This window comes from Burkholderia savannae, from assembly GCF_001524445.2.
GTDB classification, from domain to species: Bacteria; Pseudomonadota; Gammaproteobacteria; order Burkholderiales; family Burkholderiaceae; genus Burkholderia; species Burkholderia savannae.
On sequence record NZ_CP013418.1, the window covers coordinates 2,746,208 to 2,769,012 of the forward strand.

The 22,805-nt window shown below is 66.6% G+C and carries 19 protein-coding genes; 17 read left to right on the forward strand and 2 right to left on the reverse strand.

The features are described from left to right. Positions 1 to 3: 3 nt before the first annotated feature. The 6 genes from WS78_RS33220 (at position 4) to WS78_RS33250 (ending at position 6,261) form a co-directional block, all read left to right on the forward strand. On the forward strand, positions 4 to 543 hold the full coding sequence (locus WS78_RS33220) for an SRPBCC family protein (protein WP_038748001.1): 540 nt from the start codon (positions 4 to 6) through the stop codon (positions 541 to 543). Beyond that, a complete protein-coding gene (locus tag WS78_RS33225) occupies positions 540 to 1,808 on the forward strand; it encodes an RNA polymerase sigma factor (protein ID WP_059581173.1) in 1,269 nt (422 codons plus the stop codon). Before WS78_RS33220 ends, WS78_RS33225 begins: the two co-directional genes overlap by 4 nt. 622 nt (positions 1,809 to 2,430) lie before the next feature. After that, the gene (locus WS78_RS33235) at positions 2,431 to 3,477 is read left to right on the forward strand and encodes an N-acetylmuramoyl-L-alanine amidase (RefSeq protein WP_038748006.1); all 1,047 of its coding nucleotides are present in this window, start codon (positions 2,431 to 2,433) and stop codon (positions 3,475 to 3,477) included. A 286-nt stretch (positions 3,478 to 3,763) separates the two neighbouring features. Next, on the forward strand, positions 3,764 to 4,186 hold the full coding sequence (locus WS78_RS33240) for a rubrerythrin family protein (RefSeq protein ID WP_038748009.1): 423 nt from the start codon (positions 3,764 to 3,766) through the stop codon (positions 4,184 to 4,186). Positions 4,187 to 4,313: 127 nt separating this feature from the next. Continuing rightward, the gene (locus tag WS78_RS33245) at positions 4,314 to 5,651 is read left to right on the forward strand and encodes a heterodisulfide reductase-related iron-sulfur binding cluster (protein WP_059581176.1); all 1,338 of its coding nucleotides are present in this window, start codon (positions 4,314 to 4,316) and stop codon (positions 5,649 to 5,651) included. Positions 5,652 to 5,679: 28 nt separating this feature from the next. Then, positions 5,680 to 6,261, forward strand: coding sequence for a DUF3501 family protein (locus tag WS78_RS33250; protein WP_038748016.1), 582 nt, complete (start codon positions 5,680 to 5,682; stop codon positions 6,259 to 6,261). Between the two features lie 123 nt (positions 6,262 to 6,384). Here the strand turns inward: WS78_RS33250 and WS78_RS36775 are convergent, their stop codons facing one another. Continuing rightward, positions 6,385 to 6,648 (reverse strand): hypothetical protein, encoded by a 264-nt coding sequence (locus tag WS78_RS36775; protein WP_156439884.1) that lies wholly within the window; start codon positions 6,646 to 6,648, stop codon positions 6,385 to 6,387. Positions 6,649 to 6,844: 196 nt separating this feature from the next. Here WS78_RS36775 and WS78_RS33260 point away from each other — a divergent pair, with 196 nt between their 5' ends. After that, positions 6,845 to 7,849 carry a transposase gene (locus WS78_RS33260; protein WP_059581180.1) on the forward strand — a complete coding sequence of 335 codons (1,005 nt, stop codon included), beginning with the start codon at positions 6,845 to 6,847 and terminating at the stop codon, positions 7,847 to 7,849. A 78-nt stretch (positions 7,850 to 7,927) separates the two neighbouring features. On the opposite strand, the gene WS78_RS33265 is transcribed toward WS78_RS33260, so the two are convergent. Then, a complete protein-coding gene (locus tag WS78_RS33265) occupies positions 7,928 to 9,439 on the reverse strand; it encodes a mannose-1-phosphate guanylyltransferase/mannose-6-phosphate isomerase (RefSeq protein ID WP_059581183.1) in 1,512 nt (503 codons plus the stop codon). Between the two features lie 428 nt (positions 9,440 to 9,867). On the opposite strand from WS78_RS33265, the gene WS78_RS33270 reads away from it, so the two are divergent. From WS78_RS33270 to WS78_RS33315, 10 genes are read left to right on the forward strand one after another with little or no spacing between them, the layout of a single operon-like run. Further along, positions 9,868 to 11,250 (forward strand): undecaprenyl-phosphate glucose phosphotransferase, encoded by a 1,383-nt coding sequence (locus tag WS78_RS33270; RefSeq protein WP_059581189.1) that lies wholly within the window; start codon positions 9,868 to 9,870, stop codon positions 11,248 to 11,250. Between the two features lie 45 nt (positions 11,251 to 11,295). Further along, on the forward strand, positions 11,296 to 12,717 hold the full coding sequence (locus WS78_RS33275) for a UDP-glucose dehydrogenase family protein (protein ID WP_059581193.1): 1,422 nt from the start codon (positions 11,296 to 11,298) through the stop codon (positions 12,715 to 12,717). Positions 12,718 to 12,737: 20 nt separating this feature from the next. Then, positions 12,738 to 13,172, forward strand: coding sequence for a low molecular weight protein-tyrosine-phosphatase (locus tag WS78_RS33280; protein WP_038748030.1), 435 nt, complete (start codon positions 12,738 to 12,740; stop codon positions 13,170 to 13,172). Continuing rightward, complete coding sequence (locus tag WS78_RS33285) at positions 13,166 to 14,341, forward strand: polysaccharide biosynthesis/export family protein (protein ID WP_059581197.1); 1,176 nt, start codon at positions 13,166 to 13,168, stop codon at positions 14,339 to 14,341. The genes WS78_RS33280 and WS78_RS33285 overlap by 7 nt, the downstream gene beginning before the upstream one ends. Before the next feature lie 50 nt (positions 14,342 to 14,391). Beyond that, positions 14,392 to 16,611: a polysaccharide biosynthesis tyrosine autokinase gene (locus tag WS78_RS33290; RefSeq protein ID WP_059581204.1), complete on the forward strand. Its 2,220-nt coding sequence runs from the start codon at positions 14,392 to 14,394 to the stop codon at positions 16,609 to 16,611. A gap of 31 nt (positions 16,612 to 16,642) precedes the next feature. Further along, the gene (locus tag WS78_RS33295) at positions 16,643 to 17,590 is read left to right on the forward strand and encodes a glycosyltransferase family 2 protein (protein ID WP_059581315.1); all 948 of its coding nucleotides are present in this window, start codon (positions 16,643 to 16,645) and stop codon (positions 17,588 to 17,590) included. Between the two features lie 43 nt (positions 17,591 to 17,633). Next, entirely contained in the window at positions 17,634 to 18,773 is a 1,140-nt protein-coding gene (locus WS78_RS33300; RefSeq protein WP_038748038.1) for a glycosyltransferase, read from the forward strand. Positions 18,774 to 18,784: 11 nt separating this feature from the next. Next, entirely contained in the window at positions 18,785 to 20,260 is a 1,476-nt protein-coding gene (locus WS78_RS33305) for a glucose-6-phosphate isomerase (RefSeq protein WP_038748138.1), read from the forward strand. After that, complete coding sequence (locus tag WS78_RS33310; protein WP_038748041.1) at positions 20,257 to 21,441, forward strand: glycosyltransferase family 4 protein; 1,185 nt, start codon at positions 20,257 to 20,259, stop codon at positions 21,439 to 21,441. Before WS78_RS33305 ends, WS78_RS33310 begins: the two co-directional genes overlap by 4 nt. Beyond that, positions 21,441 to 22,607 (forward strand): glycosyltransferase family 4 protein, encoded by a 1,167-nt coding sequence (locus WS78_RS33315; RefSeq protein WP_038748044.1) that lies wholly within the window; start codon positions 21,441 to 21,443, stop codon positions 22,605 to 22,607. Before WS78_RS33310 ends, WS78_RS33315 begins: the two co-directional genes overlap by 1 nt. Positions 22,608 to 22,805: the final 198 nt, after the last annotated feature.

A 22,805-nucleotide genomic window follows, 5' to 3' on the forward strand; every position in this document is an offset into this window, starting at 1 on the left:
GCAATGGTCCAGATCGTGGTGATCGCCGGCGCGGTGGTGATTGCGCTCGCGCTGCTGTTGATGCTGTATGCGGCGTCGCGGCCGGGCACGTTTAGCGTCGAGCGCAGCGCGCGGATCGACGCGAACGCCGCGCGCATCTTTCCATACGTGGCGGACTTGCGCCGCTTCAACACGTGGAATCCGTACGAGCGCAAGGACCCGACGCTGCGCGGCGAATACGGCGCGGTGACCTCGGGCGTCGGCGCGAGCTATGCGTGGACGAGCGAGAAAGTGGGCATCGGCCGTTTCGAGATCACCGAACTCGACGAGCCTTCGCACGTGACGATGCGGCTCGATTTCGAGAAGCCGTTCGAGGCACACAACGTCGCGGAATTCACGCTGCGGCCGGAGGGGGACGCGACGGTCGTCACGTGGGCGATGCGCGGGCCGTCGCCGTTCCTGTCGAAGCTGATGCAAGTGTTCTTCAGCATCGACAAGATGGTCGGCGCGGATTTTTCCGCGGGGCTCGCGAACCTGAAGGCGCTCGCCGAAGGACGCGCATGACGGGGAACGCCGTTCATCGCGCGATAGACGCCGTCTGGCGGATCGAGGCCGCGAGAATCATCGCGCATGTCGCGCGGCTCGTGCGCGATGTCGGCGTGGCCGAAGAGCTCGCGCAGGATGCGCTCGTTGCCGCGCTCGAGCACTGGCCGCGCGGCGGCGTGCCGGATAATCCCGGTGCATGGCTGATGACGGCCGCGAAGCGCCGCGCGCTCGATCATCTGCGACAGAACGCGCTGCATGCGCGCAAGCACGAGCAGATCGGCCTCGATCTCGACGCGCTCGGCGCGCACGTTTCGCCGGACGTCGCCGACGTGCTCGAGGCGGCGCGCGACGACGACATCGGCGACGATCTGCTGCGGCTCGTGTTCACCGCGTGTCATCCGGTGCTGTCGACCGACGCGCGCGTCGCGCTCACGCTGCGCCTGCTGGGCGGGCTGACGACGGGCGAGATCGCGCGCGCGTTTCTCACGCCCGAGCCGACGATCGCGCAGCGGATCGTGCGCGCGAAGCGCACGCTGTCTGCCGCGAAGGTGCCGTTCGAAGTGCCGCGCGCGCCCGAGCGCGCATCGCGCTTCGCTTCGGTGCTCGAAGTCATCTATCTGGTTTTCAACGAAGGCTATTCGGCGACGGCGGGCGACGACTGGATGCGTCCCGCGCTGACCGACGAGGCGCTGCGGCTCGGGCGCGTGCTCGCCGAGCTCGCGCCAAGCGAGAGCGAGGTGCACGGGCTCGTTGCGTTGATGGAGATCCAGGCGTCGCGGATGCATGCGCGCGTCGATGCGCGGGGGCGCCCCGTGTTGCTGCTCGATCAGGACCGCAGCCGCTGGGACCCGCTTCTGATCCGGCGCGGGCTCGCCGCGCTCGCGCGCTCGGAAGCGCTCGGCGGCGCGAGCGGCCCGTATGCGCTGCAGGCGGCGCTCGCCGCGTGCCACGCGCGTGCGCGCAGCGCCGCCGACACCGACTGGGAGCAGATCGTCGCGCTCTACGACGCGCTCGCGCAAGTCGCGCCGTCGCCCGTCGTCGAGCTGAATCGCGCGGTCGCGGTCGGCATGGCGTTCGGGCCGGCGGCGGGGCTCGAGATCGTCGACGGGCTCGCGGCCGATCCGGCGCTCGCGCGCTATCACTGGCTGCCGAGCGTGCGCGGCGATCTGCTCGCGAAGCTCGGGCGGCGCGACGAAGCGCGGGCGGAGTTTCGACGCGCGGCCGGCATGACGCTCAATGCGCGCGAGCGCGAGATGCTGCTCGCGCGGGCGATGGAGCGATGATGGTGCTTTCGATTTTCGATGCGTGATGCGTGGCGTGTCGGCGGCGTGTCGTCGGGCGGGTGCGCGCTGCGGATGCGGGATGTTCGACGCTCGATGTGCGAGCACGCGGCTTGACGGGCTTTCGACGCGCGCGGCGCGCGGGCGTGTGCCACGACGTCGCGCGACGCACATGTCGATGTCGATCGGGGCGACGATGCACATGTGAGTCGTTGCGCTGCGTTGGTATGTGTCGGAACAGCGCCGCTTCATTCGGACATCTGGTGAACCGCTTCACGTAGTCTTCCGAAAGCCGAAAGCCGAAAGCCGAAAGCCGAAAGCCGAAAGCCGAAAGCCGAAAGCCGAAAGCCGAAAGCCGAAAGCCGAAAGCCGAAAGCCGCCAACCGCCAACCGCCAACCGCCAACCGCCCGGCAAAGAATCGACAAGCGAAGCATTTTCAAGCCCTCCCCATCGTCGATTTCATTTCGAAGCTTTCCCGTTTTCCGATAATGCATCGCAGTCCGAACAGGAACTTGCGCCGCGTCGACGACTCCCACGGTCGCGCATCGCTTCATCGCGCAACCTACTCGCTCGGCGCGCCGCGCCGATTCTCAATCGCAAGTTACGACTCGAACGGAAAAGGGTATGGCTGAAGAACAACAAGCGAAAATCATCAACGAGGGCAGGCGCGGTTTTCTCGCGCGTTCGTCGGCATGGCCGGTGGGGATGCTCATGCTGCCGCTCGCCGGCTGCGGCGATGGCGACGGCGTCGTGTCGTCCGCGCACGCGCAGGATGCGTCGCAATCGTCGGGCTCGACGGGCGGCGCGGGCTACACGATCGATCGCTCGATCCAGTCGCCGAATCAGGATTCGCGCGTGCGCACGCTCGTGCTGCACTACACCGCGCAGACGCTCGCGGATTCGTTGGCATCGCTCACCAGTCCGCAGCGGCAGGTCAGCTCGCACTATCTCGTGCCCGACGCGGCCGACGACGGCCAGCGCTTCAAGGTATTCGAGCTCGTGCCGGAGGCGCGCCGCGCGTGGCATGCGGGCGTCAGCTACTGGCAGGGCGACCGGATGCTCAACGCGGGCTCGGTGGGCATCGAGATCGTCAATCTCGGCTTTCCGCCGGAAGACGAGAACCTGCCGCTGATGAACCGGCGCTGGTATTCGTATCCGGACGCGCAGGTCGCGGTGTTCGGCGCGCTCGCCGCCGACGTCGTCGCGCGGCACCAGGTGCTGCCGCACAAGGTGGTCGGGCATTCGGACGTCGCGCCCGGCCGCAAGACCGATCCGGGGCCGCTGTTCCCGTGGAAGAAGCTCTACGATCAATACAAGATCGGCGCGTGGCCGGAGGCCGAGGCGGTCGACTACTACCGGACCAACCGGCCTTTTTCGGGCGATGTCGCGAGCCTGCAGTCGAAGTTGCTCGCATACGGCTACGACACGCCGCAGACGGGCACGCTCGACGCACAGACGGTCAACGTCGTGTCGGCGTTCCAGATGCACTTCAGGCCGTCGCGCTATGACGGCGCGCCGGACGTCGAAACCGTCGCGATCCTCGACGCGCTGCTCGAGAAGTACTTCAACCGCAGCCGCGCGATCAGCAAGCAGGTGCTGCCGGGCGCGACCGCGCCGGCGGGAGAGAAGGGCAGCGACGTATGGCCGCTTGCGCCGGCGTCGCCGCGCTGACGTCGCAGACGCGCGCGTACCGTGCCGCGACGCGACGCGGCGCGGTACGTCACGGTGCGGTACGGCGCCGCGCCGTGCGGTGAGACCGCCGTCCGCCGAGCCGCGGCCTTCGAAGGTCATCGCCACGACTATCGACGGCATTGAAAAAGCCTATTGGGGGATGCGCACGGAAGCGCCTAGATTGAAATGCACGGTGCCCCAGCGGCGGCAGCCGAGTTGCGCATCGTTCCCCACAATCGTTCATCCGGTCCGGCGCCGCGCGCCGGCATCGGACACGGAGGCGCAGATGGCACAGCTCAAGGGCAGCAAGACCGAAGAGAACCTGAAGTACGCATTCGCGGGCGAGTCGCAAGCGAATCGCCGCTACCTGTATTTCGCATCGAAGGCGGACGTCGAGGGACAGAACGACATCGCCGCATTGTTCCGCTCGACCGCCGAAGGCGAGACCGGCCACGCGCACGGCCACCTCGAATATCTGGAAGCGGTCGGCGATCCGGCGACCGGCTTGCCGTTCGGCACGTCCCGCCAGAATCTGCAATCGGCGATCGCGGGCGAGACGCACGAGTACACCGACATGTACCCGGGCATGGCGAAGACCGCGCGCGAAGAAGGCTTCGAGGAAATCGCGAACTGGTTCGAGACGCTCGCGAAAGCGGAGCGCAGCCACGCGAATCGGTATACGAAAGCGCTCGACGGGCTCGTCGACTGAGCGCGCCGCTCGCCGGCCCGCGAGCGTTCGCCCGCCGCATCGCCGGCCGGACGCGGCCGCGCGCGAGCGCGTCGCCGCGGGGCGGGCGCCACGCGCGCGTCCGCGCGCAACATGATGGAGCTGCCCCATGTCCCATCGAGAAGGCAGTCTGGAGGCTCCCACCCGGCATCCGCTCGATTGGCGATCGGATGCGTTCTACGATCAAGCCGCGATCGACGCCGAGCTCACCCGCGTATTCGAGATCTGCGCCGGCTGCCGGCGCTGCGTGTCGCTGTGCGGCGCGTTTCCGACGCTATTCGATCTCGTCGACGAGACCGACACGGGCGAAGCGCATGCGGTCGATCCGAAATCGTTCGGCAAGGTCGTCGACCAGTGCTATCTGTGCGACCTCTGCTACATGACGAAATGCCCGTACGTGCCGCCGCATCCATGGAACGTCGACTTCCCGCATCTGATGCTGCGCGCGAGGGCCGCGCGCTACAAGCGCAACGACGTGAAGCTGCGCGACAAGCTGCTGTCGAACACCGACATGCTCGGCTATTTCGCCGGCATCCCGATCGTCACGCAGGCCGTCAATGCCGCGAATCGCACGCAGCCCTTGCGCGGCGCGCTCGAGGCGACGCTCGGCGTCGACCGGCACGCATGGCTGCCGCCGTTCGCGCCGCGCAAGTTCCGCCGCGCCGCGCAGCGCTCGCCCGGCGCGACGCCGCGTGACGGCGAGCGCACGCCGGGGCGCGTCGCGATCTACGCGACTTGCTACGTGAACTACAACGAACCGGGCATCGGCCACGATCTGCTCGCGGTGCTCGCGCACAACGGCATTCCGTACGAACTCGTCTCGAGCGAAGCATGCTGCGGGATGCCGCTGCTCGAACAGGGCAATCTCGAAGGCGTCGCACGGAAGAAGGGCGCGAACATTCCGGTGCTCGCCCGCTACGCGCGCGAAGGCTATGCGCTGATCGGCGCGATTCCGAGCTGCGTGTTGATGTTCAAGAGCGAGCTGCCGTCGATGTTCCCCGACGATCCCGATGTGCGTGCGGTCGCCGACGCGTTCTGGGACCCGTTCGAATACGTGATCGCGCGCCATCGCGACGGACTGCTGAAGACCGATTTCAAGCACGAGCTCGGCACCGTGTCGTATCACGTGCCGTGCCATGCGCGCGTGCAGAACATCGGGCGCAAGACGGCCGACGCGCTGTCGCTCGTGCCGGGCACGAAGGTAAACGTCGTCGAGCGCTGCTCGGGCCACGCGGGCACGTTCGGCGTGAAGAGGGAATTCCATGCGCAGGCGCTGAGGATCGGCGCGCCGGTGTTCAAGTCGATCGCGGAGCAGGCGCCCGACTACATGTCGTCCGATTGCGCGCTCGCCGGACACCATATCGAAGAGGGCATCGGCGCGAAAGGCGTCGAGCCGCCGCCCTTCGCGCATCCGCTCACGCTGCTGCGCAAGGCATACGGCATCTGAGCGCGGCCCACCGAACGAGGACCACGACATGACGCTCACCCGCGACTCGCTGCTGACGCTCGAAGCGTACGCGAAGGTGCGCCGCCAGGAACGAGCTCGCGTGATCGAGCACAAGAAGCGCCGCGCGGTGCCGGTCGGCAATCATCTGCGCCTGCTGTTCGAGGACGAGACGACGATCCGCTATCAGATCCACGAGATGCTGCACGTCGAAAAAATCTTCGACGAGGACGGCATCTCGGCCGAGCTCGACGCGTATCTTCCGCTCGTGCCGGACGGCAGCAATCTCAAAGCGACGATGCAGATCGAATACGAAAACGAAACGCAGCGGCGCGCGGCGCTCACGCGCCTCATCGGCATCGAGGATCGCGTTTTTCTCGTCGTCGGCGATGAGACGCCTGTCTATGCGATCGCGGACGAGGATCTCGAACGCGAAACGGCGCAGAAGACGTCCGCCGTGCACTTCCTGCGCTTCGAGTTGAGCGGTGCGATGAAGGCGAGGCTCAAGGCGGGCGCGCCGCTGTCGATTGGCTGCGACCATCCCAACTACCCGGTGCAAACGATGCGGATCGATCCGGACGTCGCCGCGTCGCTCGCCGGCGATCTGGATTGAGCGAGCGCGCGGCACGCGGCCGAACGAGCTGGCATCGATCGCATTTAATCAATTATGAGATTGCGTGTAATGAAAAGTATAACGATTGGAAAAGGATTTAATTACCGAACAATAAACAATTTGTCACGTATTTTCCCTTAATTTACCGATGTTGCAACGACGTCGGAAAATGCTTCCACTCATGCTGGGAGCTTGCGCCGGAACCGCTTGAAATATACTTTTCATATTCCATTCAGCCTTGCTGGACGGGGCTTTGTGGCCACTCGAGATAAGAAATTCATAAAAATATGAAGGAAAAGCTGACCCTGCTTGACCACTTTCTTGTTTCAGTGCGTAACATGACGCCGGTGTCATATTGAGATAAACCCTGATGATGGTATGCTTCATGCACAAAAAATATCGCATACGAGTGAGACAGTGGTTCGTGCCTCATCGTCGGGAGTCGCGGCACCTTGTTTGTGCCTAGCGCGCCGGCGTGCACAACCGAATAGCGGTCCATGTGCAACCTGGCCGCGGTCACGAGAGCGACACGCTCGTGGCCGTGCCGCCAATCGCAGCCCGGCCTGGCTGCGTGGAGAGATCTATGTTCTTCGATGAGCTAAACGATGAAGAGTGGGCCCGTCTGTCGACGTTGATCGCCGATGAACCCATCCGACTGAACCGACGAGGTCGTCCGCGCGCGGAGAATCGGGTCGTTGCGAACGCGGTGCTGTGGATACTCACCACGGGCGAACCGTGGTCGAAGCTGCCCGGTCGCTATCCGTCCGGTCCGACGTGCCGGCGCCGTTTCGAAGAATGGCTCGCGAGCGGCACGCTCGGCGAGATGGTGAGAGTGCTGTCGGAAGAAAGCGGCCGCGCGTTCGCGTACGTGCCGCCGCCGCCCGAGTCCGTCACGCCCGTGCGGCGCGCGGAGCCCGCAGCCGATTGCGATCGGCTGCGCGGCGTGTTCTGGCAAAACCCGGAGTCGTGGCAACTGCCCGTCGCGCAAGCGAACGCCTGCCGCTCGGGCGCGGGCGTGAACGTCCGGCGCTTCGCGAGCGACGACGAGGAAGACGAGCCGAGCGACGTCGAGAAATCGCATCGCGACGGCTTCGCCGTGCCCGGCGCGGCCGTGCGCGACCATGGACATGGCCGCGCGCATCCCGCCTCGTTCAGCTTCGCGACACACGCGCCGCAAACCGAGACCTATCGCGGCTACACCGTGTACGGCATCGCGCAGCCCGTGCAGAACCTGATGTATCGGGCATGGGCGGAGATCGTGCAGGACGATCGGCGCGTCGAGCGCTCGGGACTCATCGGCCCGCGCTTCACCGACGCCGAATCGGCGGAGCAGTACGCGCTCGATTGGGCGCGTCAATGGATCGATCGCCAATCCGGGAGCGCGCAGAGCAAGCGTGAAGCGTCTGCGCCCGCGGACGGGGCGGCGGGCAAGTCGGTGCCGACGATCGCCGGGCTGTCCGCGCTCGCGATGGCCGAAACCAACATCAAGCATTTCGCGGCCGAGCGCCGTCGCGCGCTGGCAGAGGGACGCGGCGATGCGCCGCAAGTGCAGGTCGACCGGCACGAATACGCATATCGCGTCGGTTGAATGCCGTAGCGCCCGTCGCCGCGCGGCCCGCTTGGTCGCGGACCGCGCGGCCGCTGCGGGGCGGCCGTCCCGTTACCGTCAGTGTCTTCCATAGTTGTCTTCGAAGCGGACGATGTCGTCCTCCCCGAGATACGAGCCCGATTGCACTTCGATCAGTTCGAGCGGCATCTTGCCGGGATTTTCGAGCCGATGCGATACGCCTAGCGGAATGTAGGTCGACTCGTTCTCCGACAGCAGGAATGTTTCGTCGCCGCGCGTGATTCGTGCGGTGCCGCGCACGACGATCCAGTGCTCGGCGCGGTGGTGATGCATCTGGAGCGACAGGCGCGCGCCCGGCTTGACGACGATCCGCTTCACCTGGAAGCGCTCGCCGCTGTCGACCGAATCGTAATGCCCCCACGGGCGATGCACCTTGCGGTGATCGGACGTTTCCGCGCCGGATTCCGCCTTCAGGCGTCCGACGATTTTTTTCACGTCCTGCACGTGCGCGCGATCGGCGACGAGGATCGCATCCGGCGTTTCGACGACGACGAGATCCTGCGTGCCGACGCAGGCGATCAGGCGTCCTTCCGAATGCGCGAACGTCGACGACGCCTGCTCGAAGCACACGCGGCCGCGCGCGACGTTGCCGTCGGCGTCCTTGTCGCTGATCTGCCAGAGCGCGTCCCACGAGCCGACGTCTGACCAGCCGGCGTCGAGCGGCACGACCACGCTCTCGCAAACGGCGGGCAGGTTCGACAACGGTTCCATCACCGCGTAGTCGATCGAGTTCGACGGCGATGCGGCGAAGCTGTCCCGGTCGACGCGAAAGAACGGACCGTCGTCTCTGCCGAGCGCGACCGCACGCGCGCAGGCTTCGTGGATCGCCGGCTGGAAGTGGCGGATCGCCTTCAGCCACACCGACGCGCGGACGATGAAGATGCCGCTGTTCCACCAGTACTCGCCCGATGCGACGTATTGCTGAGCGAGCTCGAGATGCGGCTTTTCGACGAAGCGCTCGAGCTTCCTGACCGCGACGCCGAGCCCGGCGTCGCCCGCACTCGCGGCGCCGACGCGGATGTAGCCGTAGCCCGTCTCGGCGCGCGTCGGCACGATGCCGAGCGTCGCGATCATCCCTTGCTCGGCATGGCGCACGCCGGCCGCGACCGCTTGCTGGAAGCGCGCGACGTCGGCCACCGCGTGGTCGGCCGGCATCACGGCGAGCACGGCGTCGCCGCCGCCCGCGGCCGCATGCAGCGCGGCGATCGTCAGCGCTGGCGCGGTGTCGCGGCCGAGCGGCTCGAGCACGAGCGTCGCGTCCTTGCCCGCGAGCCGCAATTGCTCGGCGGTCGTGAAGCGGTGCTCTTCGCCGCACACGACGATCATTCGTTCGGATACCGGATGATCGGCCGACAGGCCGTCGAGACGGCGCGCGGTCGATTGCAGCAGCGATTCGTTGCCGAGCAGGTTGATCAGTTGCTTCGGATGACGCTCGCGCGACATCGGCCAGAGCCGCGTGCCCGCCCCCCCGGCCAGAACGACGGGTTGCACGGAAAGGCGCGCGCCGACGGCGGCGGTGGCGGGGCCGGCGGCGGCGGGCGTGGCGTTCATGATGGCGCTCCTCGAATACAAGACAGTCCCGAGGTTGTAGCACGACGTAAATCGACAATAAAAGAATCGCACGGATGCACCCGATTGACGGCTTGTTATCGTGCGATGCAAACAAGTTGCATCGAATGCGCGATAAGTAATGAATAAAAAATTAAAAAAATATTGGGTGCGGGTCCTTGGTGCCCTTGCGGGACAAGGGTTTCATCTCGATCTTCAGATCTTATGGTTCTCTATCGAAGTGATTGATTCGGAAAATCATGCTGCCTGAAAAGCATCGCGCGACCGAAAAAATTTCCGATTATTTTTAGAAATACTTGTGCGCTTGCGGGAGGAATTTTCTTCCCGGTTCAATAACGCCATGCAATGTTTAAATCGGATGCACGTCGACGAGATGTGTGCGGCCGGTTTCCGTCTCACGAGGAAGAGTCATGTTGAGCGTGCTGGCTAGGATGATCGATATCGCGATGGCCGTGGCGGGCGCGTTGTTCGCCGCGATGATCCATCGTGGCGGCTTCGTGTGGCTCGACGACCTTCAGCGCACGGTCGTCGTGTTCGACTGCATGCTCGTCGTCGTGTTCTTTCCGGCGTTCGGCATCTATCAGTCGTGGCGCGGCAAGCCGTTGTTCGGGCTCATGTGGCGCGTGTCGGTCGCGTGGCTCGTCGTCGAGGGCGCGGGCATCCTGATGAGCTTCAGCGTTCATCACGCGGGCGAGCTGTCGCGCCTGTGGCTCGGCTACTGGGCGATGGCGACGATCACGCTGCTGGTCGCCTCGAAGGCCGGCGTCTACGCGGTGCTGCGGCAACTGCGGCGCGGCGGCTTCAATCACAAGTCGGTCGCGATCGTCGGCAGCGCGGATGCAGCCGCGACGAAGCGCCTCGTCGCCCACATGCGGGCACGTCCAGATGCGGGCTTCAATCCGGTATGCATCTACGACGAGCACGACGACGCGGCGCTCGCCGAGATCGAAGGCGTCGCGATCGAGCGCCGCTTCGGCGATCTCGTGCGCCTCGTGCGCGGCCGCGAGATCCGCGAGCTGTGGCTCGTGCTGCCGCTGTCCGAGGAGCCGCAGATTCACCGGATCGTGACCGAGTTCCGAAACGATTTCGTCAACATTCGCTTCGTGCCGGACGTGCGCAGCCTGTCGTTCTTCAATCAGGAAGTCATCGAACTGCTCGGCGTGCCCGCGATCAATCTCGCCGCGTCGCCGATCACCGACGTGCGCATCCTGCCGAAGTTCGTGTTCGACCGGCTGTTCGCGCTCGCCGCGCTCATGATGCTGTCGCCCGCGATGCTCGCGATCGCGGCGCTCGTGAAGCTGACGTCGCCCGGCCCCGTGTTCTTCCGGCAAAAGCGCAAGGGCATCGACGGCAACGAGTTCGAGATCTACAAGTTCCGCTCGATGAAGGTGCATCACGAGGCGGCGGGGAGGATCACGCAGGCGAAGAAGAACGACGCGCGCGTGACGCCCGTCGGCCGCTTCCTGCGCCGCACGAGCCTCGACGAGCTGCCGCAGTTCATCAACGTGCTGAAGGGCGAGATGTCGGTGGTCGGCCCGCGTCCGCATGCGCTCGAGCACGACGACATCTACAAGGATCTCGTCAAGGGCTACATGTTCCGTTACCGGATCAAGCCGGGCATCACCGGCTGGGCGCAGATCAACGGCTTTCGCGGCGAGACCGATCGCGTCGAGAAGATGATGGGCCGGGTGAAGCTCGATCTGTACTACATGCAGAACTGGTCGTTCTGGCTCGACATCAAGATCGTCGCGCTGACGCTGTGGAAAGGCTTCACGGGCAGCAACGCGTACTGAGCGCGGCAACGCGTTTTTCGACTCACTGGGTAAGAGGTTCGACAGATGAATCTGACTATCATCGGCAGCGGTTACGTGGGGCTCGTCACGGGCGCCTGTCTCGCCGACATCGGCCACGACGTGTTTTGTCTCGACGTCGACCGGAAGAAAATCGACATCCTGAACGGCGGCGGCGTGCCGATTCACGAGCCGGGCCTCAAGGAGATCATCGCACGCAACCGTTCGGCGGGCCGCCTGCAATTCTCGACCGACGTCGAGGCGGCCGCCGCGCACGGCGACGTGCAGTTCATCGCGGTCGGCACGCCGCCCGACGAGGACGGCTCCGCGGATCTCCAGTACGTGCTCGCGGCCGCGCGCAACATCGGCCGGCACATGAAGGGCTTCAAGGTGATCGTCGACAAGTCGACGGTGCCCGTCGGCACGGCCGAGCGCGTGCGCGCGGTGGTCGCCGAGGAACTGGAAGCGCGCGGCGACGATTCGATGTTCTCGGTCGTGTCGAATCCGGAGTTCCTGAAGGAAGGCGCGGCGGTCGAGGACTTCACGCGGCCGGACCGGATCGTGATCGGCTGCGACGACGACGTGCCCGGCGAACGCGCGCGCGAGCTGATGAAGAAGCTCTATGCGCCGTTCAATCGCAATCACGAGCGCACGCTCTACATGGACGTGCGCTCGGCCGAGTTCACGAAATACGCGGCGAACGCGATGCTCGCTACGCGCATTTCGTTCATGAACGAGCTGGCGAATCTCGCGGACCGATTCGGTGCCGACATCGAGGCTGTGCGCCGCGGGATCGGCTCCGATCCCCGCATCGGCTATCACTTTCTGTACGCGGGCTGCGGCTTCGGCGGCTCGTGCTTTCCGAAGGATGTCGAAGCATTGATTCGCACCGCGTCCGAGCACGGGCAGGCGCTGCGTGTGCTGCAGGCGGTGTCGGCCGTCAACGACGAGCAGAAGCATGTGCTCGCGCGGAAGGTCGTTTCGCGTTTCGGAGAGGACCTCACGGGCCGCCGCTTCGGCGTGTGGGGGCTCGCGTTCAAGCCGAACACCGACGACATGCGCGAGGCGCCGAGCCGCGCGCTGATCGCGGAGCTGCTGTCGCGCGGCGCGCACGTCACGGCGTACGACCCGGTCGCGCAGGCCGAAGCGCAACGCGTGCTCGCGCTCGACTTGCACGATCGACCGGATGCGCTCGCGCGGCTCGCGTTCGCCGACGACGAAGCACAAGTCGCGCAGGACGCGGACGCGCTCGTGATCGTCACCGAATGGAAGGCGTTCAAGAGCCCGGATTTCGCGGCGCTCGGCAAGCGCTGGAAGACGCCCGTGATTTTCGACGGACGCAATCTGTACGAGCCGATCGCGATGCGCGAGCTCGGCATCGAGTATTACCCGATCGGGCGGCCGGGCACCGCGCCGCACGCGGCGAAGAGCGACGGGCGCCGCGCGCGCGCGGCGCGCGCCGGCGCGTGAGCAACGACGCGAGTTCGACCATGTTCCGCAATATTCTGATCGTATGCCGCGCGAACGTGTGCCGGAGCCCGGCCGCGGAGCTGCTGTTCAAGTCGATGGCGCCGCGCGCGTCGCTCTCGTTCCATTCGGCGGGCATCGACGCGAACGACGGCGACGGCATCGATCCGACGATGTCGCGCCTGCTCGCGGCGCGCGGTGTCGACGCGGCGCCGCATCGTTCGCGGCGGCTGAGCCGCGTGCTCGTGCGCGCCGCGGATCTCGTCCTCGTCACCGAGCGCGGGCAGATTTCCGAAGTCGAGGCGATCGATCCGATCGCGCGCGGCAAGGTGCATCTGCTCGGCAAATGGGAGGGCGCGGAGATCGCCGATCCCTACGGCGGTCCCGAAGCCGATTATCGGGATAGCTACACATTGATCGAACGTCTGGTTCAAGGATGGCTGCAAAAGATATGCTGAATCGTTCGCTTAGACCTCTGGCGCTTGCCGTCGCCGCCGCCGTGCTGTTGCAGGCGTGCGCGATGGCGCCCGGCAACTACCTCGACACGTCGCGTCTCGACGACAAGGATGCGCAGCCGACCGAGCACTACAACGTGCAGCTCATCACCGCGCAGATGATCGTGTCGCAGGCCGACGCGCAGCATAAGGAGCGGCCGCTGCCGCCGTCGCGCTTCGTCGATCCGATGCAGTACGTGTACCGGGTCGCGCCGCAGGACATTCTCGGCGTCACCGTCTGGGATCACCCGGAGCTGACGACGCCGCAAGGCCAATCGTTCTCGAGCGGCGGCAACACGACGCAGACGGTCGCGGGCGCGCTGCAGCAGCCGTATGCGAATGCGCTGCCCGGCCAGGCCGATCCGTACGGGCAGACGGTGATGTCCGACGGCACGATCTACTTTCCGTTCGTCGGCCGCCTGCACGCGGCGGGCAAGACGGTGGGCCAGGTGCGTGACGAGCTCGCCGCGCGGCTCGCGCGCTACGTGAAGAATCCGCAGGTCGACGTGCGCGTGCTGTCGTACCGCAGCCAGAAGGTGCAGGTGACGGGCGAAGTGAAGACGCCCGGCCCGCTCGCGATCACCGACGTGCCGCTCACGCTCGTCGACGCGATCACGCGCTCGGGCGGCTCGACGAACGAGGCGGACCTGCAGCGCGTGCGCCTCACGCGCGAGGGCAAGTTCTATCAGCTCGACGCAAACGGGATGCTCGATCGCGGCGACGTCACGCAGAACGTGATGCTGCAGCCGGGTGACATCGTCAACGTGCCGGACCGCAGCGACAGCCGCGTGTTCGTGATGGGCGAAGTGAAAACGCCCGCGACAGTGCAGATGCTCAAGGGACGCCTGACCATTGCCGACGCGCTGACGGCGGGCGGCGGCATCCTCGACACCGACGCGAATCCGCGCCAGGTGTACGTGCTGCGCGATTTGCAGGACAAGCCGAACACGCCCGACATCTTCCGTCTCGACATGACGCAGCCCGACGCGCTGATGCTGTCGAGCCGCTTCCAGCTGAAGCCGCTCGACGTCGTGTACGTCGGCACGTCGGGATCGGTGCGCTTCAACCGCCTGCTGCAGCAGATTTTCCCGACGATCCAGTCGATTTACTACATGAAGCAGATCACGCGCTGATCGGTCCCGGGCCGTCGCGCGCGGCCCGCCTCAACCTCAAGCGGGAATGCATGGTGAATACGCAAGCGAAACATCCTTATGCCGACCTCGCGGTGAAGACCGACGAGGAAGACGTCGTCCTGGGACAGATGATCCAGGTGATTCTCGACGATATCTGGCTGCTTCTCGGCATCGCGTTTGTCGTGATCGCGCTCGCCGGGCTCTACTGCTACGTCGCGAAGCCGGTTTATTCGGCCGATGCGCAGGTGCGCGTCGAGGTGGGCGACAACACGTCTCAGGCCCTCACGCAAACGCAGACAGGCGCGATGATCAACAGCGGGCCGCCCACGCCGCCGACCGATGCGGAGATCGAGATCATCAAGAGCCGCGGCGTCGTCGCGCCCGTCGTCGAGCAGTTCAAGCTGAACGCGTCGGTCACGCCGGACACGTTCCCGATTCTCGGCGCGATCGCCGCGCGGCTCGCGGCACCAGACCATCCGGCGAAGCCGTGGCTCGGGTTGTCGTCGTACGCGTGGGGCGGCGAGGACGCGAACGTCGATTCGATCGACGTGTCGCCCGCGCTCGAGGGCAAGAAGCTGACGCTGACGGCCGGCACGGACGGCGGCTACACGCTGGCCGATCCGGACGGCAATGTGCTCGTGCGCGGCAAGGTCGGCGAGAGCGAGCAGGGCGGCGGCGTGACCATCAACGTATCGAAGCTCGTCGCGCGTCCCGGCACCCGCTTCACGGTGGTCCGGCAGAACGATCTCGATGCGATCACCGCGTTCCAGTCGGCGATTCAGGTGGCCGAGCAGGGCAAGCAGACGGGCGTGATCCAGATCTCGCTCGAAGGCAAGGACCCCGAACAAACCGCGCAGATCGCGAACGCGCTCGCGCAGTCGTACCTGCATCAGCACGTGACGAGCAAGCAGGCGGAAGCGACGAAGATGCTCGAGTTCCTGAAGAACGAAGAGCCGCGTCTGAAATCGGACCTCGAGCGTGCGGAGGCGGAGCTCACCCAATATCAGCGCACGTCCGGCTCGATCAACGCGAGCGACGAAGCGAAGGTCTACCTCGAAGGCAGCGTCCAGTACGAGCAGCAGATCGCCGCGCAGCGGCTGCAACTCGCGGCGCTCGCGCAGCGCTACACGGACGAGCATCCGCTCGTCGTCGCGGCAAAGCAGCAGCTCGCGCAGCTCGAAGGGGAGCGTGCGAAGTACGACGGCAAGTTCCGCGGGCTGCCGGCGACCGAGGTGAAGGCGGTCGCATTGCAGCGCAACGCGAAGGTTGCGGAAGACATCTACGTGCTGCTGCTCAACCGCGTGCAGGAGCTGTCGGTGCAGAAGGCCGGCACGGGCGGCAACATCCGGCTCGTCGACGCGGCGCTGCGCCCGGGCGTGCCGGTCAAGCCGAAGAAGGTGCTGATCCTGTCGGCGGCGGCGCTGCTCGGCCTGATTCTCGGCACGAGCGTCGTGTTCCTGCGCCGCAACCTGTTCCATGGCATCGAGGACCCGGATCGCGTCGAGCGCGCGTTCAATCTTCCGCTGTACGGCCTCGTGCCGATGAGCGCCGAGCAGGCGCGCTTCGACGCCGCCGACAAGGGCAGCCGCGTGCGGCCGATTCTCGCGTGCGCGCGCCCGAAGGACATGAGCGTCGAAAGCCTGCGCAGCCTGCGCACCGCGATGCAGTTCGCGCTGATGGACGCGAAGAACCGCGTGATCGTGCTGACGGGCCCGACGCCCGGCATCGGCAAGAGCTTCCTCGCCGTGAATCTCGCCGCGCTCGTCGCGCATTCGGGCAAGCGCGTGCTGCTGATCGATGCGGACATGCGGCGCGGCACGCTCGACCGCTACTTCGGCATGGGCGAGAAGAACGGCTTGTCGGAGTTGCTGAGCGATCAGGTCGCGCTCGAAGAGTCGATTCGCGAAACGTCGGTGCCGGGGCTGTCGTTCATCCCGTCCGGCTCGCGTCCGCCGAACCCGTCGGAGCTGCTGATGTCGCCGCGTCTGTCGCAATACCTCGACGGCCTCGCGAAGCGCTACGACATGGTGATCGTCGATTCGCCGCCGATTCTTGCCGTCACCGACGCGACGATCTTCGGCGAGCTCGCCGGATCGACGTTCCTCGTGCTGCGCTCCGGCATGCACACCGAGGGCGAGATCGGCGACGCGATCAAGCGGCTGCGTACCGCGGGCGTGCCGCTGCAAGGCGGGATCTTCAACGGCGTGCCGGCGCGCACGCGCGGCTACGGCCGAGGCTATGCCGCCGTGCACGAATACCTGAGCGCGTGACGCGGGCCATTCTCCGATCGACGAGGTGACGATGAAAATTTCCGTACTCGTGCCGACCTACCGGCGTCCGGCGGATCTCGCGCGCTGCCTGATCGCGTTGCAGCGGCAGCGCGTCGCGCCCGACGAGGTGATCGTCGTCGCGCGCGCCGACGACGACGCGACCCACGAGCGGCTCGCCGATCCGGGCGTGTGCGGCGCGCTTGCGCTGCGCGTGGTCGCGGTCGACGTGCCGGGGCAGGTGGCGGCGCTCAATCGTGGGCTCGACGCGGCGCGCGGCGACGTGATCGCGATCACCGACGACGATGCCGCGCCGCGCGCCGACTGGCTCGAACGGATCGGCGCGATATTCGCCACCGATCCGCGCGTCGGCGCGGTAGGCGGCCGCGACTGGGTGCACGAAAAAGGCTGCCTGCTCGACGGCGAACGTCCGCTCGTCGGCCGGCTCACCGTGTCGGGCAAGATCATCGGCAATCATCATCTCGGCGTAGGTGGCGCGCGCGAAGTCGATACGCTGAAAGGCGCGAACATGAGCTATCGCCGCGCGGCGATCGAGGGCCTGCGTTTCGACACGCGCCTTCGCGGCGCGGGCGCGCAGACGCACAACGACACGTCGTTCAGCATGTGCGTGAAGCGCGCGGGGTGGAAGCTCGTCTACGACCCGGCTGTCGCGGTCGATCACTATCCGGCCGAGCGCTTCGACGACGACCGCCGCGACGCCGCATCGATGGCCGCGCTGTCGAACGCTGCATACAACCTGCATCTGACCTTGCGCGAGCATTTGCCGCCCGCGCGGCGCATGATCGCGTGGTGGTGGTGGACGTTCGTCGGTACCCGCGTGTATCCGGGGCTCGCGCACGTCGCGCTGACCGTCGCGGCGAAGAACGGCGCGAGCATGCGCGCGCGATGGCGTGCTGTGCGGCGAGGCGCACACGACGCGCGGCGCGTGACGCACGCGCCGCACGCCGGCGTCGCGCGATGAGCGACACGTTTCGGATTCACTTGTTTCGGGCTGGAGTTACCGCATGATCGCCACGAAGGTTCACGTTCATCTCTTTTACGGCGCCGATCCGCGCACCTATCGCAAGGGCGACGACATCGGCTGCCTGTACGGCTATCACCATGCGGAGTCCGAAGAGTTCGCACTGACGTATTCGCGCGATGCGCGCGAGAACAGGCTCATCAGCGTCGGCCGTCGTGCGCTGAAGTACGTGCTCGGCTTCGATCTGATGCATGCGTGGCGCAACCGCGCCGAGCTGCTGGGTTCCGACGTGATCTGGACGCACACCGAACAGGAGCATCTTGCGGTGGCGCTCGTGCTGAAGCTGTCCGGCGCGCGCGGCGCGAAGCCGCTGCTGCTCGCGCAAAGCGTGTGGCTGTTCGACAAATGGCCCGACTACGGCGGCGTGCGCCGTTGGGCGTATCGGATGCTGATCGGCCGCGCGGACGTGCTGACGACGCTCGCGCGCAACAACGCCGAGCTGTGCCGCCGCTACCTGCGGCGCGATGCACTGCACGTGTACTACGGGCTGAACACGCAGGATTTTCCGGTGCGCGTGCCGGACGCATGGTCGCCGCATCGGCCGTTGCGGATCGCCGCGATCGGCAATGATCGCGATCGCGACTGGAAGACGTTCGTCACCGCGTTCGGCGGCGATTCGCGCTATGACGTGCGGCTCGCCACGCGCCGCCGGATTTCGCGCGCGCTGCACGCGCCGAACGTCGAGATCGCGCCTGCTTCGGGCATCGTCAAGCAGCGCGAACTATATGACTGGGCGGATCTGATCGTCGTGCCGCTGCGGCCCAATCATCATGCGTCGGGCATTACGGTGATGCTCGAGGCGGCGGCCGTCGGGAAACCGATGATCGTGAGCGACGTCGGCGGGCTGCGCGACTATTTCCCGCACGGTACGGCGACATACGTGCAGCCGTTCGACGCTGGCGCGTTGCGGCGCGCGGCCGATGCGCTCGCCGCGCGGCCCGAGCAGGCGCTCGCGCGCGCGCGGGCGGCCGCGCGCCGGCTGAAGGCGCGCGATCTGACGACGCAGCAGTTCGCCGAGCAGCACGTTCGGATCACGCGCGATCTGCTCAAGCGCCGGCGCGCGCACGCGACGGCCGCGGCGGCGCTGTCGTTCGCGGATTCGCGTTCGCGCTCGAACGGGTGAGGGCCGCGACGGTGAGCGTGACGACCCTGCCCGTTCCCGCATCCGGCGGCGGCGCGAGCCGGCGAAAGCTGCTTGGCGATCCGAAGCATTGGGTCGCGCAGGCGGGATTGTGGACCGTCACGGGGCTGCTGATCGCCGCGCATCAGGGCACGCTTCTGACGTACGGTTTTCCGTGCCTCGCGGTGGCAACCGGCTTGTGGCTGTATTTCGTGAACCCGGCGCGCTACGTCGGCTTCATGTGGTGGATGTGGTTCCTGAGTCCGGAAGTGCGGCGTCTCGCCGACTGGTCGAAGGGCGCGTACACGCCCACGAGCCTGATCCAGATCGCGCCGCTCGCGGTCACGATGATCGCGGGGCTCGGCCTGCTGCGCCACTACCGGGTGCTCGCGGAACGGCGCGGACTGCCGGTGCTGCTGATCCTGTTCGGCCTGATGTACGCGTTCCTCGTCGGCGTCGTGTCGAGCGGCCCGCTCGCCGCGACCTACGACCTCGCGAACTGGCTCTACCCGGTGGTGATCGGCTTTCACATCGTCGTGCATTCGCGCGATTACCCCGAGTACCGCAAGGTGATCCTGTCGACGTTCGTCTGGGGGATGTTCGTGATGGGCATCTACGGGATCGTGCAGTTCTTCGCGATGCCGAAATGGGATGCGCTGTGGATGATCGGCTCGCAGATGAATTCGCAGGGCGATCCGGTGCCGTACGGCGTGCGTGTGTTCAGCACGATGAATTCGTCGGGCCCGTTCGCGTTCGCGATGATGGGCGCGCTCGTGTTCATGATCGCCGCGACCGAGCGCGTGCGCTGGCTCGCGGGGGCGGCGGGCTTCATCTCGTTCTGCCTGTGCCTCGTGCGTTCGACGTGGGGCGGCTGGGTGATCGCGCTCGCTATCCAGCTCGCGAAATCGAGCAATCGCGTGCGCGTGCGGATCATCGGCAGCGCGATCGTGCTGGCCGCGCTGTGCGTGCCGCTTTTGACCGTCGGCCCCGTCGCGGACCGCCTCGGCCAGCGTCTGCAGACGATCACGAACCTGAAGGACGATCGCAGCTACGACGATCGCAACAAGTTCTACGCGACGTTCGCGCAGACCGCGTTTACCGACGTCGCGGGCGAAGGGCTCGGCGCGACCGGCGCGTCGACGAAACTGTCGAGCGACAGCGGCAACCTCGGCAAGTACGGCAGCTTCGACAGCGGCGTGATGAACGTGCCGTTCGTGCTCGGCTGGCCCGGCACGCTGCTCTACCTGCTCGGGCTCGTTTGGCTGCTCGCTCGTGCGCTGCGCGTGTCGTTCAGGCTGCGCAGCGACAAGTTCGTCGCCGCGTGCCTGAGTCTCAGTTTGTCTGTCTTCGCGATGCTCGTCTTTACCAATTCGTTCATCGGCACAGGAGGGCTGTTGCTGTTCATGAGCATATTTTCGATCTTGTCCGCGGCGCACTGGCAAAAGCTACAGCGCGCGAGCGCCGCGCGTTTTCCGGGAGCCGAACAATGAGAATCGCTATCGTCACGCACGTCGTGCGGCATAACGACGGCCAGGGACGCGTCAATTACGAGATCGCGCGAGCCGCGCTCGCGGAGAACTATCAAGTGACGCTCGTCGCGTCGCACGTCGCGCCGGAGCTGCTCGCCGATGCGCGCGTGCGCTGGATTCCGGTGAAATCCGGCCGCTTCTGGCCGTCGACCCTCGTCAAGCAGCAGGTGTTCGCGATCAAGAGCGCATGGTGGCTGCGCCGCCATCGCGATGCGTACGACGTGCTTCACGTCAACGGCTTCATCGCTTGGGTGCGCGCCGACGTGAACACCGCGCATTTCGTCCACGGCGGCTGGTTCGCGAGCCGTTATTACCCGTTCGGCCTCACGAAGGGAGTGTGGTCCGCGTATCAGTACGTCTATACGCGAACCAACACGCTGCTCGAACGCTGGGCGTATCGCCGCTCGCGCGCGATCACGGCCGTGTCGCAGAAGGTGGCCGACGAGATCCGCCGGATCGGCATCGACGGCGACCGGATCGGCGTGATCTACAACGGCGTCGACGCGCAGGCGTTTGCGAGCGCGACGCCCGATCGCCGCGCATTCGGTTTGCCGTCCGAACCGTTCATGCTGCTGTTCGTCGGCGATCTGCGCACGCCGCGCAAGAACCTCGGCACCGTGCTGAAGGCGCTGACGCAGTTGCCGCCCGACGTGCACTTGGCGGTCGCGGGATCTTTGCCGGGAAGTCCGTATCCGGACGAGGCGCGTGCGCTGAAGATCGATTCGCGCGTGCACTTTCTCGGGCTCGTGAAGAACATGCCGACGCTGATGTCGTCGGTCGACGCGTATGTGTTTCCTTCGCGCTACGAAGCGATGAGCCTGTCGCTGCTCGAGGCGATGGCGGCGGGGCTGCCCGTCGTGACCGCGCGCACCGCGGGCGGGGCGGAGATCATCACGCCGGATTGCGGGATCGTGCTCGAGGACCCCGACGATCCGGCCGCGCTCGCGCAGGCGATCGGCCGTCTCGCGCGCTCGCGCGACGCGTGTCGCGCGATGGGCGATGCGGCACGCAAGCTGATGGACGGATTCGGTTGGGCGCGCATGGGCGCGCAATACATTGCGCTGTATCGCCGGCTGCGCCAGTCGTCGCAGTCGCCGTCGCTCGTCGGCGCCGAGCATGCCGTGACGCAGGAGCCATCGTAATGAATCACACAGGAACGTCGATCAAGTCGCTGCAAATCGGCATGCACTGGTTTCCCGAGCGGGCGGGCGGGCTCGATCGCATGTATTACGCACTCGTCGGCGCGCTGCCGGGCGCGGGCGTCGCGGTGCGCGGCGTGGTCGCGGGCTCCGAGCGCGTCGCGGCCGACACGGGCGGCGCGATTCGCGGCTTCGGGCCGGCGACGTCGTCGCTGCCGCGCCGGATGATCGCCGCGCGCCACGCGCTGCGCGACGTGATCCGCGCCGAGCGGCCCGACGTGGTGTCGTCGCACTTCGCGCTGTACACGTTTCCCGGGCTCGACGTGACGCGCGGCATTCCGCAGGTGTCGCATTTTCAGGGGCCGTGGGCGGACGAGAGCCACGTCGAGGGCGCGGATTCGCTTGGGCAGAAGGTCAAGCACCGGCTCGAGCAGGCGGTCTACTCGCGCTCGTCGCGGTTCATCGTGCTGTCGCGCGCGTTCGGGCAGATTCTCACGTCGCGCTACAACATCGATCCGGCCCGCGTGCGCGTCGTGCCGGGCTGCGTCGACACCGCGCAGTTCGATCTGCCGATGATGCCCGCCGACGCGCGCCGCAAGCTGCAACTGCCGCAGGACCGGCCGATCGTGCTCGCGGTGCGGCGGCTCGTGCGGCGCATGGGGCTCGAGGATCTGATCGACGCGGTGAAGATCGTGCGCCGTCGGCATCCGGACGTGCTGCTGCTGATCGCGGGCAAGGGGCGGCTCGAAAGCGAATTGCAGAAGCGGATCGACGACGCCGAACTCGGCGACAACGTGAAGCTGCTCGGCTTCGTGCCCGACAACCATCTGGCCGCGCTGTATCGCGCGGCGACGGTGAGTGTCGTGCCGACCGTCGCGCTCGAAGGATTCGGGCTCATCACCGTCGAATCGCTCGCGTCCGGCACGCCGGTGCTCGTGACGCCCGTCGGCGGGCTGCCGGAGGCGGTTGCCGGCTTGTCGGATGCGCTCGTGCTGCCCGAAATCGGCGCGCACGCGATCGCGGACGGGTTGACGGCCGCGCTGTCGGGCTCGCTCGTGCTGCCGGATGCGGACGCTTGCCGGCGATACGCGCGCGAGCATTTCGACAACGCGGTGATCGCGCGGCGCGTTGCGCAGGTCTACGAGGAGGCGATTCGAGCGGGTGACTGATCGGTGCGCGGTAGCAGGGCGCGGAAGTGGTGCCTGGGCGCGTTCGCGCATCCGGGTTCCTTGAGTGGCGCCCGAGCGTTCGCGCATCCGGGGTCGATGTGCGTCGCGGGCGAACGGGCCGCGCGGCTTTGTCGTGGTGCTCCGCAATCGCCGGATGAGAACGCCGGATGGAGGCGCGGTGTGCCTCGCGGTGCAATG

What these genes read in the sequence shown, in the direction of transcription:
- WS78_RS33220 (WP_038748001.1), top strand. Translation starts at nt 4, where the DNA reads ATGGTCCAGATCGTGGTGATCGCCGGCGCGGTGGTGATTGCGCTCGCG.
- WS78_RS33225 (WP_059581173.1), top strand. Translation starts at nt 540, where the DNA reads ATGACGGGGAACGCCGTTCATCGCGCGATAGACGCCGTCTGGCGGATC.
- WS78_RS33235 (WP_038748006.1), top strand. Translation starts at nt 2,431, where the DNA reads ATGGCTGAAGAACAACAAGCGAAAATCATCAACGAGGGCAGGCGCGGT.
- WS78_RS33240 (WP_038748009.1), top strand. Translation starts at nt 3,764, where the DNA reads ATGGCACAGCTCAAGGGCAGCAAGACCGAAGAGAACCTGAAGTACGCA.
- WS78_RS33245 (WP_059581176.1), top strand. Translation starts at nt 4,314, where the DNA reads ATGTCCCATCGAGAAGGCAGTCTGGAGGCTCCCACCCGGCATCCGCTC.
- WS78_RS33250 (WP_038748016.1), top strand. Translation starts at nt 5,680, where the DNA reads ATGACGCTCACCCGCGACTCGCTGCTGACGCTCGAAGCGTACGCGAAG.
- WS78_RS36775 (WP_156439884.1), bottom strand. Translation starts at nt 6,648, where the DNA reads ATGAAGCATACCATCATCAGGGTTTATCTCAATATGACACCGGCGTCA.
- WS78_RS33260 (WP_059581180.1), top strand. Translation starts at nt 6,845, where the DNA reads ATGTTCTTCGATGAGCTAAACGATGAAGAGTGGGCCCGTCTGTCGACG.
- WS78_RS33265 (WP_059581183.1), bottom strand. Translation starts at nt 9,439, where the DNA reads ATGAACGCCACGCCCGCCGCCGCCGGCCCCGCCACCGCCGCCGTCGGC.
- WS78_RS33270 (WP_059581189.1), top strand. Translation starts at nt 9,868, where the DNA reads ATGTTGAGCGTGCTGGCTAGGATGATCGATATCGCGATGGCCGTGGCG.
- WS78_RS33275 (WP_059581193.1), top strand. Translation starts at nt 11,296, where the DNA reads ATGAATCTGACTATCATCGGCAGCGGTTACGTGGGGCTCGTCACGGGC.
- WS78_RS33280 (WP_038748030.1), top strand. Translation starts at nt 12,738, where the DNA reads ATGTTCCGCAATATTCTGATCGTATGCCGCGCGAACGTGTGCCGGAGC.
- WS78_RS33285 (WP_059581197.1), top strand. Translation starts at nt 13,166, where the DNA reads ATGCTGAATCGTTCGCTTAGACCTCTGGCGCTTGCCGTCGCCGCCGCC.
- WS78_RS33290 (WP_059581204.1), top strand. Translation starts at nt 14,392, where the DNA reads ATGGTGAATACGCAAGCGAAACATCCTTATGCCGACCTCGCGGTGAAG.
- WS78_RS33295 (WP_059581315.1), top strand. Translation starts at nt 16,643, where the DNA reads ATGAAAATTTCCGTACTCGTGCCGACCTACCGGCGTCCGGCGGATCTC.
- WS78_RS33300 (WP_038748038.1), top strand. Translation starts at nt 17,634, where the DNA reads ATGATCGCCACGAAGGTTCACGTTCATCTCTTTTACGGCGCCGATCCG.
- WS78_RS33310 (WP_038748041.1), top strand. Translation starts at nt 20,257, where the DNA reads ATGAGAATCGCTATCGTCACGCACGTCGTGCGGCATAACGACGGCCAG.
- WS78_RS33315 (WP_038748044.1), top strand. Translation starts at nt 21,441, where the DNA reads ATGAATCACACAGGAACGTCGATCAAGTCGCTGCAAATCGGCATGCAC.